The sequence below is a fragment of the Breznakia sp. PFB1-19 genome (assembly GCF_029893935.1).
Taxonomy (GTDB): domain Bacteria; phylum Bacillota_I; class Bacilli_A; order Erysipelotrichales; family Erysipelotrichaceae; genus Breznakia; species Breznakia blatticola.
Window position 1 is genome coordinate 92,149 of the sequence record NZ_JARXXJ010000001.1, and the last position, 16,061, is coordinate 108,209.

The window sequence follows — 16,061 nt, forward strand, 5'->3', positions numbered from 1 at the left end:
TGTCATGAAAGGTCCATAATGTATGAGTGAAGTACTACGTTAGGGATGAAAGGAGAATGAAAGGTCGTCTTTGTAATGAGGCAACCTTTATGAAGTAAATGATATAAATGCAACAAACAACAAAAAACTATAAAGTGAAAAAAGTTTTAAATAATAGTTCGCTAATTGTACATGATCGTTTTAGAGAATATGTAATTATCCAAAAGGGAATCGGATTTGGAATAAAAGCGGATATGCAAATAAAAAAAGGGACACCTTATGAAAGAATGTATTCCAGTCCTTTAGGGAGTAATCAATTCTCAAATGTAGTAAATGGTTTTAATGATGAAATTATCTCGATTGTGATGGATACTGTACAACTTATTGTAGCGTATGAAGAAAATGGAGTGAACCATACAACATTCGTAACATTAGCAAATCACTTGGCAGCAACATATACTAGAATTTTAAATGGGGAGGCAATTAAGCAATTTTTCTCTTATGAAATTAAAGCACTATACCCAGAATCATATGATAAGGCACAAAAAATATCACAAGCGATTTATCGAAAACATGAACTAATGATTCCAGATGCGGAAGTAAGTTACATAGCTTTGCATATTCAAAATATCCAAAGTGGTGAAAAATCAATAGATTTATTAAATGCCATTATTAGTGAAGTGTACGATTTACTTACGATTACATATAAGTTTGATATTAAAAATGACGACTTAAATTACCTACGATTCATTACACATTTACGCTTTTTAGTTGAAGGGACAGAACAAGAAAAACGCCAACTAAACGAGCATGTAAACGATGCTTTGGTAAAGAGTTATCCCGAATATACAGGGATTTGCGATGACATTTTGCAAATCATTGAGGACTTAACTGGAGTGAAGTTAGCTAAGCAAGAAAGAGTATATATCTTGATACATTTAGTGAATATGTTAGAGGGTAAAGCAAGACAATAACAGAAATTCATCTATTGCAAATGGATAAAAACTTTTTGAAAAAGTAGTTTGACAACAAAATTGACCTATGCTATATTCTAAGTGTAAGGCGTGCATCGAAAGAGCAAGAGCTAAAAAACAATAATTGTTTTTTGGCTCTTTTTTTGTTAAAACCACGCTTTTCCACATGAATATTTGGCCAATGAAATGTGAAAAATTAAATCAGAATTTGAATGATACACAAAGGTATCAAAAATTAGCGCTACATTGAAACACAGATTACTTAACGAGGAGGGTAATAACGTGAATGTTTTTCGTAAAGTGATATTAGGAGCACTATCTATTGCATATGTAGGGACAATAGCAAGTGCACCAGTATTGGCTAGTAGAGTTGGAGAAGGTATGAAAGGTCATGATGTTGTACCAAACATCATCACTGATGAAGCAAGTGACTATGATTTCAGTTCAGTTAAAGAGGGAGTACAAAACTTAATTGACAATGGTCATACTGGATCTGCTGTAATGGTTTTAAAAGATGGTAAGGTTCAATATGAAGATTACTTTGGTTATGAAGTAAAGTACAAAGAGGGAACCGATATATTTAATGATCACCAATCAGTTTTACTAGATGAAAGTGATTGGGATGCAGTTGATGAAAACACTATGTGGGATATGGCATCTGTTTCAAAAATGCTATCAACTAACTTGGCACTACAAAAACTAGTGTATGAAGGTAAGTTGGATTTGGATGCAACTGTAAGTACATATATTCCTGAATATCGTGATTATGATGAGGTTACAAGTTTATTAAAACCTGAAGCACAAGCACTTCAACATAAAGATTTAATTACAGTAAAGATGTTACTACATCATGAAGCAGGGCAGGCGCCTGATCCACAGTATCACAATGATAATTACTTAAAGAGTCAGGCTGCTGCAGACTATATGGGATTTGCAAGTGTTGGTTCAGCATATGATACGCTTTATATCGAACCACAAACAGATCCAAGTGATCGAACAAAAGCACTTGAAGCAATATGTAAAACACCAATTACAACAATGCCTGGAACGGCAATTGCTTACAGTGATGTAGATTACATGTTACTTGGATTGATTATTGAATCGATTACTGGAATGCCACAAGATCAATATGTTGAAAATGAAATCTATGCACCATTAGGATTGACACATACAATGTATAATCCATTGCAAAAAGGATTCACACAAGAAGATATTGCAGCTACTGAAATCAACGGAAACTCAAGAGATGGATACCGTACAGTAGATGGACATAATGCAAATGAATATGCATTTGCTGGAATGAGAACATATACATTACGTGGAGAAGTACATGATGAAAAAGCATACTACACATTAGCAGGAGTTGCTGGTCATGCAGGAATTTTCTCAACACCACATGATGTTGCTATTTTGTATCAATTGATGCTAAATAACGGAACATACAATGGAGTTACATTATTTGATAAAGAAACAGTAGATATGTTCTTAGAACCTAACGATATTATTAATGATGGTGGATATACGAATTCTACATATGCACTTGGATGGTATACAAATGATGTAGATTACCAATGGGGATCAACAAATTGGCCAACGTATTTCTCATACTATGCTGACTATTCAACATTTGGACATCAAGGATGGTCTGGTCCAGTAGCATTTGCAGATCCAGAAAATAATATTGTTGTTGTATACATGAGAAATAGACCACACAACCCAGTTGTAAGTTCTGAATATCCAAATTCATTTGTGAATTCTGGAACAGGGGCAAGCACATACCGTATGGTTGCTGAAAGAATCTACCACGATGCATTTGGTTTTGACACATACGTATCTTCATTACCAAATATTGGTGAAGAAAAAGAAGTTATCATCAATGATTTTGAAGCAAACCCAACAGTGAAAGTTGATGTTGACTTATTAAGTCCACTATCAAACAAAAAAATAACAAAAGTTGATTATCGTAGTCTTAAGGTCACAAGAGTAGATTGTGGGGATCCAGCTCCAGATGCGCCTACCGATTATGATGGTCCAGAAGGGTCAAGTGATTTATTAGAGCCTGTTGACTGGCATGCAAAAGGGGCATCATACTATTTCAATGCTAGTGAAGAAGGTGATTACTATGTGTCTCTTTACAATGATAATAGTGGCTTAAATGACGTAAAAATGAAAAAATACATTACAGTTGTTGATGCAAAAGAGCCAACTGCTACAGTGGCTTACGATACAAACGGAGAAACTAAAGGACCTGTAAAAGCAACTATTTCTGTTAGTAAAAAAGTAAACGATATTGAAGGTTGGACAAAAGTGGAGTCAACAGGACGTAGTGTTGTTGAACAATATGAAAAAGTTTACACAGAAAACGCTGAAGAAACTGTTAACCTAGTTTACAAAAACGGACACAAAGGATCAGTTAATGTACGTGTAACTAACATTGTTAAAGATGGTTCATCAAACAAACCGAATACGGAGCAACCATCAAAACCAGGGTCATCAAATACAAATGAAAACGATCCATCAATTGGAACAGGAGATCAAACAAACATTATGTTCTTTGCCGGATTACTAATAGTTGGGTTGAGTGCAGGGTTGTATATTTTGAACAAAAGAAAATTGAATAACAAGGGTTATTAATAAATTGTTTAAAAGCAATTTATTGTAATAGAAACAAAAAAAGGAGAACACAAAATGAATAATCAAGAATTAGCAGCAAAATTATTAGAGCTGTTAGGTGGTAAAGAAAATATTCTTACTGCTGCAAACTGTATGACACGTTTACGTGTGAAAATTAAAGACATGAGTAAAGTACAATTAGATGAGTTGAAGACAACATCAGGTGTAATGGGTGTTGTTGAAGATGCAACGATGCAAATTGTACTGGGACCAGGAAAAGCAAAAAGAGTTGCTGACATTCTGATCAATGAAATGGGAGTACATGCTGGAGAAATCGACCCAAGTTGGGAAGAAAACAAAGCGGATTTGAAAGCGAATCAAAAAGACTCACCATTAAAACAAGGATTACGTACAATTGGAAATATCTTTATTCCACTAATTCCAGCAATTATTGCTGCTGGATTATTAAATGGTATTGCAAGTTTAATTGGACAACTTGGAACATCAGGAGTAATTACTGTTAATGAAACAAGTGTATGGTTCTTAATCCAACAAACACTTTCATTGTTAGGATCTGGTTTCCTATCATACTTTGCTATTTTCACTGGTGTAAATGCTGCAAAACAATTTGGAGCAACAGAAGCATTAGGAGGAATGATTGGGGCAATCTCAATTGCACCTGGAATCATTACATTATCAACATTCTTTGGTTGGTATAATGTAGATGTACCTTTAGAATCAATTTTAACAACAGGTAAAGGTGGAATTATCGGAGTTATCTTCGGTGTTTGGATTTTAGCAAAAGTAGAAAAAGGATTACGTAAAGTCGTACCAGAAATCTTAGATTTAATCGTAACACCAATTTGTGCAATCGTAATTACAGGAGTGATCTTTGTATTTGCGATTATGCCAGTTGCAGGTTTCTTATCAGATCTCTTGATTAGTGCATTAAACATCCTTATTAACTCAAGTAACCCAGTAGTACAAGTAATCTCAGGATTTGTATTATCTGCATTGTTCTTACCAATGGTGCTATTAGGACTTCACCATGGATTAATTCCAATCTATGCAATTCAATTAGAAAAACTAGGTGGAGTTACATTATTCCCAGTATTAGCAATGGCAGGAGCTGGTCAAGTTGGAGCGGCAATTGCAATTTACATTAAAGCAAAACAAGCAAATAATCAACGTCTACGTGAAGTAATTGTAGGTGCATTACCAGCAGGTATCCTTGGAGTTGGTGAACCATTAATTTATGGGGTAACTCTTCCAATGGGTAAACCATTTATTACAGCAGGAATTGGAGCTGGATTTGGTGGTGCATTTGTAATGTTAACCAAAGTAATGGCAACTGCATGGGGACCTTCAGGAATGGTAGCAATTCCATTAATGACAGGTGGAAGTAACGGTGCAATGGGAATGCTTTACTACTTTATTGGACTAATTGTTGCATACATCGGTGGATTTATTGTAACTTGGTTCTTTGTTTCAAAGGAAGAAGTAGAACGTGCTTAAGACCATTGGTTTTGCATACTACGTAACAACATTTAGAGAACAAAAAGGGCAACTGCAAACGTTGCCCTTACAAGGTAATATGGTTTTTACATCATTACATATAGCTGAAGAATATGATGATGCATATGTTGAGGATGTAAAGGAAATGTTTCGATTACTAAAAAAACAAGATACTAAAATTATTGCAGACATTTCAAAAAGAACGTTAGCGAAGTTTGATTTACCAAATGTGCACAGTTTAATTCAATTATTAGGTATTGATCTTGTTCGTTTGGACTATGGATTTAGTGATGAGGAAACAATTGCAATTGCCAATGAAGTACCGTTAGTAGTTAATGCATCAACGATAGATGTGAAATTAATCGAAAAACTTCCAAAAGGACACGTATATGCAATGCATAATTTCTATCCACGTAAAGATACAGGATTGGATGTAAAACAACTTAAAGATATGCATGAAACATTAGTAAAACATGAGGTAAAAAGCATTGCATTTATACCAGGTGAGAAATATAGAGGACCTATATTTGAAGGGTTACCAACACTAGAAAAACATCGTGATATGAATGGTTATGTAGCCGCATTAGAAATCTTGTGGAACTATTATGCAGAGTACGTATTCGTTGGTGATATAGGTATGAACTCTATGGATTGTCAATTCCTATCAGATACTTTAGATGATCAAGTAATTCGAATTCCTGTAGTGAATGTTCATGAGTTATTAAAGCCATTTATAAATCAAGTATTTACCAATCGTATTGATTCACCAAGTAAACTGATTCGTCTTCAGGAAAGTCGTGAATTTGCTAGTCAAGGAGCAATTATAGAACCAGTAAATACAACATCTCGTGAATATGGAAGTATTACTATAGATAACAAAAATTACTTGCGATACAGTGGAGAAATTCAAATAACAAAAAAGGATTTTACTGCTGATGAAAGAGTCAATGTTATTGGTAATGTTCATCCAGATTACCTTAGTATATTAGAGTGTATTACACATGGAACAAAACTGATGTTCGTAGAAAAATAGGAGAAAGCATGATAGATTTAACAAAATTAACAACGGAACAAAGAAATCCAAATACAATGGATTTAGATATTTTATCACCTCTTGAATTTGCCAAGAAAATGAATGATGAAGATAAAAAAGTTCCCGAAGCTATTGAAAAAGTACTTCCTGAAATTGCGCAAGCAATTACTTGGGGAATTGAAGCATTAAGCAATGGTGGACGAATCATTTATATGGGTGCAGGAACTTCTGGACGTCTAGGTGTACTTGATGCAGTAGAATGTCCACCAACATTTGGTGTGTCATATGATACAGTTGTCGGTTTGATTGCTGGAGGAGATAGTGCATTCGTAAAAGCAAAAGAAGGAAGTGAAGATTCATTAAGTGAAGGTGTTGAAGATTTAAAACGCATTGATGCAAATGAAAATGATTTAATTGTTGGATTGGCAGCAAGCGGAAGAACACCATATGTAATTGAAGCATTAGGATATGCAAATGAAATTGGATGTCATACAGTAGCAATTGCATGCAACAAGAATAGTGAAATTGGAGCAGTCGCAAAACTGGCAATCGAAGCAGTTCCTGGACCAGAAGTATTGACAGGATCCACACGCTTAAAAGCAGGAACAACCCAAAAACTAATCTTGAATATGATTTCAACAGGAGCGATGGTAGGAGTAGGGAAAGCTTATGAAAACCTGATGGTGGATGTAAAGCTATCAAATAAAAAACTTGTACAAAGAGGAAAAAATATCATTAAAGAAGTTACAGATGCAAGTGATGAAGTAATTGAACAAGCAATTGAAGCAAGTGGAAACAGAGTGAAAGTTGCAATAGTGATGATCTTACATAACTGCGATGTAGCTAAAGCAGAAGCTTTATTAGAAACAAGTAAAGGACATATTCGAAATATTAAATAGTAACAGTAAAATAAAACTTGGTAGAAGAGAATCGTTTCTATACCAAGTTTTTTTTGTGTTTGCTTAATTTTTAGCACTTTGCTATAGTGAAACAAATGAGGTATAACATGAGCGTACTAATAAAATTAAGAGATTATCGAAACCTTCCAGAAGCAGAAAAACAAATTAGAGATTTTATTTTAAAGGATCCAAAGCGAATTGTTGATATGACAATTTATGAAGTTGCAAAAGAAACATTTACATCAACAGCAACAGTTGTTCGTTTATGTAAACGAGTTGGTGCAAAAGGCTTTAACCAGTTTAAGATAATGATTGCTTCTGAACTCCAGGGGTTTGAGAATGTACATTTAAATGTATTAGATACAACAACTGTAAGTCGAGATGATAGTCCAAAAACAGTCATTGATAAGATTACGAATATTGATGTGCACTCTATTGAGGAAACAAGAATAATCCTAAATGAAGATAGTCTTGTGGAGGCTGCTAATCGGATTCATAAAGCACAAGTAGTAGACTTTTATGGTATAGGTGCATCCAATGTAGTTGCACTTGATGCAACGTATAAATTTATGAGAATCGGAAAAAATGTTGCTTGTTATCAACTAAATGATAGACAATGGGTACAAGCTTTAAACTCCTCTTCGAAACATGTTGCAATGGTCTTTTCCTATAGTGGAGAAACAAAAGAGATGATTGACATTGCAAATGAGTGTCAAAAAAACGGATGTTATGTTATATGTATTACGAGCAGTACTTCGAATACATTAGCTTCAATTGCAGATGTATCGATCGCTGTGAGTAGTAGAGAAACACTGTTTAGAAGTGGAGCGATGGCATCACGTATTACTCAATTGTATATCGTTGATATTTTATATGCATTAGTATCACAATTAGATTATGATCGAGCAATTGAGAAAGTAAATAAAACGCGAATCACCAATTAACAAAGTTTCATTATATGAAACTTTGTTTCGTTATGCGCTTGCTTTGTTGACATATAGTTTCATTAGTCTATGATGAAGGTGTAAAAGAAAATGGAGGATACCAAATGATTACAATTACCAGAATTGATGAAAGATTAATTCATGGCCAAGTTGCTTTTGCTTGGACAACTGCGTATAAAGTAGACGTAGTAATGGTCGTTGATAACGAAGTGTCTAAAGATGATTTTCAAAAATCATTATTAGAAATGGCTTGCCCCGCAGGTTTAAAATGCTTAGTTGTTGATGATGAAAAAGCCGTAAAATTTTTAGAACGAAACGAAAACAAACGTTTCTTCATCGTTGTAAAAGAGCCAGGAGTTCTTGTAAAGATGATGAACAATGGAGTTACATTTGACTCAATTAATGTTGGAGGTATCTACTTTAAAGAAGGTCGTCGTCAACTATCAAAGACTGTTTATGTGGATGATGCAATGGTTGAAGACTTCAAAAAGTTAGATGCAAATGGTGTTGCACTTGATGTACGAACTACACCTTCAGACACAAGTGAAGATTTAATGAAATTAATTTAGAAAGATTGAGGGAAATATATGTCATTAGTAAGCGCGTTATTACTTAGTATTTTTATTGCAATTGTAATAACTGAAAACTATGGTTATGGATATTGGATGATTTCACGTCCAATCTTTGCAGGACCAGTGATTGGTTTGATTTTAGGAGATGTTCAAACCGGACTTATTGTAGGTGGTAGTGTAGAACTTATGTATATGGGAATCCTACCAATTGGAGGGAGTGTACCACCAAATGCACAAATTGCCGGTATGCTATCAACTGTATTCGCAATTCAAAATGGAGGAAATCCAGAAGTTGGGATTACACTAGCATTACCAATTGGAATGCTAGCACAATTATTGATTATGTTTGCATGGAATATAAATATTATTATTATGCACCGCGCAGATAAATACTTAGCAAATGGAGAAATCCGAAAAGTAGAATTAGCTCATTTAGCAGGGATACCAATATTCTTTATCGTATTCTTTATTCCGTCATTTTTAGCGGTGTATTTCGGTAGTGACTTTGTAAACAACATAGTTGCTAGCTTGCCAGCAATTGTCACTGATGGTATGAAAGTTGCTTCTGGTATCTTGCCGGCAGTAGGAATGGCAATGCTACTTAAGATGATGGATATGAAAAAATACTGGCCATTCTTCTTAATTGGATTTGTCTTAGCAACATACGTAAACTTAGCGGTTCTTCCAGTGTCATTACTAGGATTTGGTATTGCTGCTGCAATGTTTATCTTTGAAAAGAAAAACGAACCAAAAGATGAATTTGACTTAGATGATGATAGTGACTCAAGTGCACAAGAAGAACTTGAACACATTCTTACTAAAAAAGAATTACGTTCAACATTCTTCCGTTCATTCTTCTCAATGACTAGTATCAACTACGAACGTTACTGTAGTTTAGGGTTTGCATTTGCAATGATTCCAGCATTGAAAAAACTATATCCAAATAAAGAAGATTTAACAGAAGCATTAACTCGTCACAATGAATTCTTTAACTGTCATCCATATACTGGAAATGCAGTAATGGGAGTATCTCTTGCACTTGAAGAACAAAGAGCTTTAGGTAAGCCAATTACAGGTGAAGCTATTTCATCAACAAAAGCTGCATTAATGGGACCTTTATCAGGAATTGGAGATTCTGTATTTAAAGCCACATTCATGACTGTATTTGCCGCAATTGGAGCTGGATTAGCATTAGATGGAAGTATTCTTGGACCAATCATCTTTATTGTTCCAAACTTAATACTAAATGTTGGATCAAGATGGTTATTTATCAAGCACGGATATGCTCTAGGAACAAGCATCGTTGCTCGTATGAAAGAAGGAAACCTTATTGACAAGTTTGTACAAGGAGCAACAATTGTAGGAATGATGGTTGTTGGTGCAATGATCGTTGGATTTGTTAAAGCACCAGTTGCTTATGTTTGGACATTCGGTGAAAAAGAAATCATCGTTCAAGAGTTATTAGATTCAATTTTACCTTGTCTAATTCCATTGTTAATAACTTTAGGATTCTATCAATTATTAATGAAAAACAAAAAAGGAATGTATATTTGTGTTATTGTAAGTTTTATTCTTGGTATTGTTGGAAAGATGATTGGGATGTTCTAAATGAAAAAGCAGGTAATGGAAGAAATCAAAGGTGGGTTGATTGTTTCATGTCAAGCTCGCGTTGGATGGGCAATGTATGGTTCATCAATTATGGCAGCATTTGCTAGTGCTGCAAAAGAAGGTGGAGCTGTTGGAATTCGTGCTACTGGTAAAGACAATTTACTAGCAATCAAAGAAAAAGTTGATTTGCCTTTGATTGGAATAAATAAACAGTTTCGTGATGATTGTGATGTATATATTACACCAACCTATGAAAGTGCGAAAGAAATCTTAGATATTGGCATTGATATTATTGCTTTAGATGCAACAAAAAGGGCTAGACCGAATGGGGAGAACATTGAAAGTATTGTACAAAAGATTAAAGAAAATTATCCAGAAGTTTTAATTATGGGAGAAATATCAACACTTGAAGAAGCAAAATACGCAGATACACTAGGGTTTGATTTTTTATCCACAACGCTTTCAGGATATACTAGTGAAAGTTCAGAAATTACATCTGTAAACTTGAAATTGATTAAGGAAATTTCTGAGTTTACAGATACACCAATCATTGCAGAAGGTAAAATTGAAACGCCTGATGAAGCACGATTGGCATTGGAAAGTGGTGCGTATACAGTTGTTGTTGGAACAAGTATTACACGTCCAGAAATACTGACAAAACGTTTTTCCAATGAAGTAGCAAAGTTTTCTAATAAGTAATAAAAAGGACTACTTTGGACAAGGAGAAAGCATGATAGATTTAACGAAATTAACAACGGAACAAAGAAATCCAAATACAATGGATTTAGATATTTTATCACCTCTTGAATTTGCCAAGAAAATGAATGATGAAGATAAAAAAGTTCCCGAAGCTATTGAAAAAGTACTTCCTGAAATTGCGCAAGCAATTACTTGGGGAATTGAAGCATTAAGCAATGGTGGACGAATCATTTATATGGGTGCAGGAACTTCTGGACGTCTAGGTGTACTTGATGCAGTAGAATGTCCACCAACATTTGGTGTGTCATATGATACAGTTGTCGGTTTGATTGCTGGAGGAGATAGTGCATTCGTAAAAGCAAAAGAAGGAAGTGAAGATTCATTAAGTGAAGGTGTTGAAGATTTAAAACGCATTGATGCAAATGAAAATGATTTAATTGTTGGATTGGCAGCAAGCGGAAGAACACCATATGTAATTGAAGCATTAGGATATGCAAATGAAATTGGATGTCATACAGTAGCAATTGCATGCAACAAGAATAGTGAAATTGGAGCAGTCGCAAAACTGGCAATCGAAGCAGTTCCTGGACCAGAAGTATTGACAGGATCCACACGCTTAAAAGCAGGAACAACCCAAAAACTAATCTTGAATATGATTTCAACAGGAGCGATGGTAGGAGTAGGGAAAGCTTATGAAAACCTGATGGTGGATGTAAAGCTATCAAATAAAAAACTTGTACAAAGAGGAAAAAATATCATTAAAGAAGTTACAGATGCAAGTGATGAAGTAATTGAACAAGCAATTGAAGCAAGTGGAAACAGAGTGAAAGTTGCAATAGTGATGATCTTACATAACTGCGATGTAGCTAAAGCAGAAGCTTTATTAGAAACAAGTAAAGGACATATTCGAAATATAAAATAAACATTAGGTAGAGAGCAATCTCTACCTTGCTTTATATATGAGGAAGGAAGATAATATAACTATGATAAAAGCGGTATTCAGTGACTTTGATGGTGTAATCGTCAACTCAGAAGTCTTGGTAAATGAATTAAATGAAAAGTTTGTAAAACAATTAGGTTTATCGTATGATCCTCAAGATTTACGTAATCTAATTGGCTCGAGTGTGCAAATGGATTTGTGGAGGGTTATATATGATAAAGCAAACCCACCATACACATATGAAGAATTCCAACAAAAACTATGGGATTTTCGTGAAGTTGTTCGTCGATTAGACTATAAAGAGATTATGTTTGAGGATGTACCAAGTTCGTTTCAAATGCTTAGAGACCACAATATTCATGTTGCTGTTGCAAGTTCATCACGATTAGAACCATTAAAATATAACTTGAAAAACTGCGGGTTAATACCGAAATTAGATTACATAATTTCTGGTGAAATGTTTGAAAACAGTAAACCTGATCCTGAAATATACATCACATGCGCTAAATACTTTGAAGTAAATCCAGGTGAATGTGTAGTAATTGAAGATTCTTATTATGGAATACAAGCAGGAAAACGAGCAGGAATGTTTGTTATTGCAATAAAAGATTATAACTTTGACATTAACCAAAGTGATGCAGATGTTATTGTAGATACAATGTTTGAAGCCGTGTGCATAATTTTAAAGATGAATGAATCTAAATAAAGTTGATGCATTTCTTATGTTCTTCCTACATCTATTGGTATGCTATAATATGCATGTATTATAAGGTGGATCATATATGAAGATTAAATTGAAAGATATAGCAAAAATGGCAAATGTCTCGGAGACTACAGTTTCATTAGTTCTAAACAATCGTCCAAGTAGAATATCTGTGGCTAAAAAAGAAGAAATAAAGGCTTTAGCAAAAAAGTATCATTATAGACCAAATGTCTCAGCAAGAGGTCTTGCAAGTAAAAAGACGAATATGATTGGATTAGTCATACCAGATATTGAAAACTATTTCTTTTCGCAACTGGCAAAAAATATTGACTATTTGTTACGAAAACATGGTTGTTATTTGATACTAACAATTTCTGATGATTCACAAGACAATGAGTTTCAGTTAATTGATCAGTTGGTAAATATAGGTGTTGATGGTTTGCTTATTACTTTATCTAATGAATCATATAAGGACAAAGAAAGAACAATTGATAAGTTAAATGAACTTTCAGTACCGTTTGTCTTAATGGATAGAAACCTTCCAGAAATTGAATGCAAACAAGTATATTATGATAATGTACTTGGGGGATATATGGCGACAAAAATGTTATTAGATGCAGGACATCGTAATATTGGATTTATTAAAGCATCTAGTGATATTGAAAATGCTAACGATCGTTGGTTAGGGTATAAAAAAGCAATGGAAGAACATCATATATCTATTGAACCATCATGGGTTGCAACAGGAAATTATCGAATTGATGGAGGATATGATGCAGGTAAGACATTGCTTACAAACAAAGATTTAACTGCAGTAGCGATCGCTAATGATATGATGGCACTTGGTTTTATTAAACGGATGAAAGAAAAGAATTTATCAATTCCACAAGATGTGTCTATTGTAGGTTATGATTACTCAAAAATCATTGAGGCAATGGTGATGCCTTTGTCATCAATTGTTCAAGATAGTAGTAAACTTGCAAGTGAAGCTATTGAATTGTTATTTGATAAGCAAACACGAAGTTCTGAAAGAAGAATTCTTACTCCAGAAAAATTCGAAGGAGAAAGTGTAAGAAATATTTGACAGCGCTTACATAACATGATAATCTTTTAATAGAAAAAGAAATTGAAATAAATTTCTTTTATTTTTGGAGATTAGATAAAGCGCTTTATCATATGTAGGGATATGAAGTGAGGTGAGTAAAAAAAAGAATATTTATATTTTTTTGCAACAGCGATAAAGCGCTTTATCAGAAAGAGGAGAAAATGATTGAAAAGAAGAGAAATGTAATTATTGATACAGATCCAGGTATTGATGATGCCATAGCAATTGCAATTGCAGCGTTTTCAGAAAAGGTGGATATAAAACTAGTAACTACGGTAGCAGGAAATGTAAGTTGCGATAAAGTTACTTTAAATGCAATGAAATTACTTACGTTCTTAAAAAAAGAAATTCCAATTGCAAAAGGAGCACAACAACCACTACTACGAGATGCAGTAGATGCAAGTGATGTTCATGGGGCAACAGGAATGGAAGGCTTCGACTTTCCAAAACCAAATGAATCATTGTTGATTGATAAACACGCTGTGAATGCAATCGCAGATGTCATTCGTGAAAATAATGAAAAAACGACTATTGTCGCAATTGGTCCATTAACGAATATTGCAATGTTTATTCGTATGTATCCTGAACTACTTGATAAAGTTGAGGAGATTGTCATGATGGGAGGAGCACTTGGAAGGGGTAATAAAGGAGTTCTTTCCGAATTTAATGTGGCAGTGGATCCTGAGGCAGCTAGAGTTGTATTTACAAGTGGTCTACCACTTGCACTTGCACCGTTAGATGTCGCATGGAAGTCAATGATTTTACCTAATGAAAGTGAAACGATTGGAAATATGAACGACATTGGGCAAATGATGTATCAACTATTTAAAAAGTATCGTGGAGGAAGTTTTCAAACGGGTTTAAAAATGTATGATAGTTTTGCAATTGCATATTTATTAGAACCTGAGATGTTCACTATTGAAGATGTATTTGTGGGAATCGAACTTCAAGGATCATATACTGCTGGAGCTAGTGTCATTGATCAAAAAAATTATTTAAACGAAAAAGCAAATTGTAGAGTATGTACGGATGTAAATCCAGACATGTTTAAAAAATGGTTCATGGAATCTATAGAAAGATGTAAATAGAGGGAAATTGAAATGATTGAAGCAATTTTAGTATTAGTTGTTATGGGTGTTGTTGGGTACCTAATTGTAAAAAACTATAATCCAACATTTGTATTAATTTCTGCCGGTTTAATTTTGTTAGCATGTGCAGCAGTTTTAGGACATGCGATTGTACCTGAAGGTGAGGGTACAGGATTTGTTGTATTTGATATATTCTTATCATTTAAAAACGCGATTATTAGTCAAATTGGTGGAGCCGGACTTGTCGTAATGATTTTATTCGGATACTCAGGATATATGAATTACATTGGAGCAAACCAAAAAGCTGTAAATGTATTAGTTAAACCAATTCGTAAAATAAAATCAAAAGCATTATTTGTTCCTGTTGTATTCTTATTAGGGAATTTAATGTCTTTAGTTGTTCCAAGTGCATCAAGTTTAGCAGTTATCTTAATGGCAATTTTATATCCATTATTACAAGGTATTGGTATTTCATCAATGACAGCAGCTGGTGTTATTGCGATGACAGCAACGATAATGCCTACACCATTAGGTGCAGACAATGTTATTGCAGCTGAAGTACTAAACTATAATTTATTAGATTATGTAATTTGGCATGCGAAAATTTCTATTCCTGTATTGCTTATTCTAGCTGTAGTACATTACTTTTGGCAAAAACATTGTGACAAAACGGAAGGTGAAGCTGCATTTATTAGTGTAGACACTTCCAATTTAAAAGAAGTGGATGAAGTAAATGTACCAACATTCTATGCACTTCTACCATTATTACCACTAGTAATGATTGTTGGAGTTGGTATTGCAAGCATGATTACCAATGAAATTAAAATGGATATTTTTGTTCTTACTGTTATTTCATTCTTTATTGTTGTGCTTATCGAAGCAATGCGTCATAAATCATTTAAGTTAGCACAAGAAGCAGCTGTGGAAATGTTCAAAGGAATGGGACAAGGTTTCAGTCAAGTTGTATTACTAGTTGTTGGTGGAGTTTTAGTTACTACAGCAATTCAAAACTTAGGTGTTATTGATTCACTAATGAGTATGGTTGAAAACACATCAGCAGCAGGTATTGTAACTTCGTTAATCTTTAGTGCTGGTACAACTGTATTTGGTGTTTTAGCAGGTGGTGGACTGTCAATGTTCTATGCAACAGTCGAACTTCTTCCTACAATTGCAGCTAGAGCTGGAATCGATGGAATCTTAATTGCATTACCAATGCAAATGATTGCTAACTTAGCACGTACAATATCTCCAGTTGCTGCGGTAATGATGATTGTATCGTCATCGGTTGGGGTATCACCAGTGAAATTGCTTAAACGTACAGCATTACCAACGATTGTAGGTATCGTGTTAGTTGTTGTATTGTCAATATTGATTCTTCCATATTAGTAG

At 34.2% G+C, this 16,061-nt stretch carries 14 protein-coding genes; all 14 read left to right on the plus strand.

Translation table 11 applies throughout. The annotated features are described in order from the left end of the window. The first annotated feature begins 107 nt into the window (after positions 1 to 107). The 14 genes from M2098_RS00340 (at position 108) to dcuC (ending at position 16,058) form a co-directional block, all read left to right on the plus strand. Complete coding sequence (locus M2098_RS00340) at positions 108 to 953, plus strand: PRD domain-containing protein (RefSeq protein WP_166667581.1); 846 nt, start codon at positions 108 to 110, stop codon at positions 951 to 953. A gap of 282 nt (positions 954 to 1,235) precedes the next feature. Beyond that, on the plus strand, positions 1,236 to 3,587 hold the full coding sequence (locus M2098_RS00345; protein WP_280680936.1) for a serine hydrolase: 2,352 nt from the start codon (positions 1,236 to 1,238) through the stop codon (positions 3,585 to 3,587). A 54-nt stretch (positions 3,588 to 3,641) separates the two neighbouring features. Beyond that, on the plus strand, positions 3,642 to 5,081 hold the full coding sequence (locus M2098_RS00350) for a PTS transporter subunit EIIC (RefSeq protein ID WP_280680934.1): 1,440 nt from the start codon (positions 3,642 to 3,644) through the stop codon (positions 5,079 to 5,081). Beyond that, a complete protein-coding gene (locus M2098_RS00355; protein WP_280680932.1) occupies positions 5,074 to 6,114 on the plus strand; it encodes a MupG family TIM beta-alpha barrel fold protein in 1,041 nt (346 codons plus the stop codon). Before M2098_RS00350 ends, M2098_RS00355 begins: the two co-directional genes overlap by 8 nt. An 8-nt stretch (positions 6,115 to 6,122) precedes the next feature. Beyond that, positions 6,123 to 7,013 carry an N-acetylmuramic acid 6-phosphate etherase gene (murQ, locus tag M2098_RS00360; protein WP_280680925.1) on the plus strand — a complete coding sequence of 297 codons (891 nt, stop codon included), beginning with the start codon at positions 6,123 to 6,125 and terminating at the stop codon, positions 7,011 to 7,013. Positions 7,014 to 7,120: 107 nt separating this feature from the next. Further along, the gene (locus M2098_RS00365) at positions 7,121 to 7,957 is read left to right on the plus strand and encodes a MurR/RpiR family transcriptional regulator (protein ID WP_280680930.1); all 837 of its coding nucleotides are present in this window, start codon (positions 7,121 to 7,123) and stop codon (positions 7,955 to 7,957) included. A gap of 104 nt (positions 7,958 to 8,061) precedes the next feature. Continuing rightward, on the plus strand, positions 8,062 to 8,526 hold the full coding sequence (locus tag M2098_RS00370) for a PTS sugar transporter subunit IIB (RefSeq protein ID WP_280680928.1): 465 nt from the start codon (positions 8,062 to 8,064) through the stop codon (positions 8,524 to 8,526). A gap of 18 nt (positions 8,527 to 8,544) precedes the next feature. Next, positions 8,545 to 10,137 (plus strand): PTS system mannose/fructose/sorbose family transporter subunit IID, encoded by a 1,593-nt coding sequence (locus tag M2098_RS00375; protein ID WP_280680927.1) that lies wholly within the window; start codon positions 8,545 to 8,547, stop codon positions 10,135 to 10,137. Next, complete coding sequence (locus M2098_RS00380; protein ID WP_280680926.1) at positions 10,138 to 10,836, plus strand: N-acetylmannosamine-6-phosphate 2-epimerase; 699 nt, start codon at positions 10,138 to 10,140, stop codon at positions 10,834 to 10,836. 31 nt (positions 10,837 to 10,867) lie between these two features. Further along, a complete protein-coding gene (gene murQ / locus M2098_RS00385; protein ID WP_280680925.1) occupies positions 10,868 to 11,758 on the plus strand; it encodes an N-acetylmuramic acid 6-phosphate etherase in 891 nt (296 codons plus the stop codon). Positions 11,759 to 11,819: 61 nt separating this feature from the next. Continuing rightward, positions 11,820 to 12,482 (plus strand): HAD family phosphatase, encoded by a 663-nt coding sequence (locus M2098_RS00390; protein ID WP_280680923.1) that lies wholly within the window; start codon positions 11,820 to 11,822, stop codon positions 12,480 to 12,482. A gap of 76 nt (positions 12,483 to 12,558) precedes the next feature. Then, entirely contained in the window at positions 12,559 to 13,563 is a 1,005-nt protein-coding gene (locus M2098_RS00395; RefSeq protein ID WP_280680921.1) for a LacI family DNA-binding transcriptional regulator, read from the plus strand. 182 nt (positions 13,564 to 13,745) lie between these two features. Then, positions 13,746 to 14,672 carry a ribonucleoside hydrolase RihC gene (gene rihC, locus M2098_RS00400; RefSeq protein ID WP_280680919.1) on the plus strand — a complete coding sequence of 309 codons (927 nt, stop codon included), beginning with the start codon at positions 13,746 to 13,748 and terminating at the stop codon, positions 14,670 to 14,672. A gap of 12 nt (positions 14,673 to 14,684) precedes the next feature. Next, complete coding sequence (gene dcuC / locus M2098_RS00405) at positions 14,685 to 16,058, plus strand: C4-dicarboxylate transporter DcuC (protein ID WP_280680918.1); 1,374 nt, start codon at positions 14,685 to 14,687, stop codon at positions 16,056 to 16,058. Positions 16,059 to 16,061: the final 3 nt, after the last annotated feature.

Excerpts from the sequence above, each read along its gene's own strand:
- murQ (WP_280680925.1), top strand. The coding sequence starts at position 10,868 with ATGATAGATTTAACGAAATTAACAACGGAACAAAGAAATCCAAATACA.
- rihC (WP_280680919.1), top strand. The coding sequence starts at position 13,746 with ATGATTGAAAAGAAGAGAAATGTAATTATTGATACAGATCCAGGTATT.
- M2098_RS00390 (WP_280680923.1), top strand. The coding sequence starts at position 11,820 with ATGATAAAAGCGGTATTCAGTGACTTTGATGGTGTAATCGTCAACTCA.
- M2098_RS00380 (WP_280680926.1), top strand. The coding sequence starts at position 10,138 with ATGAAAAAGCAGGTAATGGAAGAAATCAAAGGTGGGTTGATTGTTTCA.
- M2098_RS00375 (WP_280680927.1), top strand. The coding sequence starts at position 8,545 with ATGTCATTAGTAAGCGCGTTATTACTTAGTATTTTTATTGCAATTGTA.
- murQ (WP_280680925.1), top strand. The coding sequence starts at position 6,123 with ATGATAGATTTAACAAAATTAACAACGGAACAAAGAAATCCAAATACA.
- M2098_RS00350 (WP_280680934.1), top strand. The coding sequence starts at position 3,642 with ATGAATAATCAAGAATTAGCAGCAAAATTATTAGAGCTGTTAGGTGGT.
- M2098_RS00365 (WP_280680930.1), top strand. The coding sequence starts at position 7,121 with ATGAGCGTACTAATAAAATTAAGAGATTATCGAAACCTTCCAGAAGCA.
- M2098_RS00370 (WP_280680928.1), top strand. The coding sequence starts at position 8,062 with ATGATTACAATTACCAGAATTGATGAAAGATTAATTCATGGCCAAGTT.
- M2098_RS00395 (WP_280680921.1), top strand. The coding sequence starts at position 12,559 with ATGAAGATTAAATTGAAAGATATAGCAAAAATGGCAAATGTCTCGGAG.
- dcuC (WP_280680918.1), top strand. The coding sequence starts at position 14,685 with ATGATTGAAGCAATTTTAGTATTAGTTGTTATGGGTGTTGTTGGGTAC.
- M2098_RS00340 (WP_166667581.1), top strand. The coding sequence starts at position 108 with ATGCAACAAACAACAAAAAACTATAAAGTGAAAAAAGTTTTAAATAAT.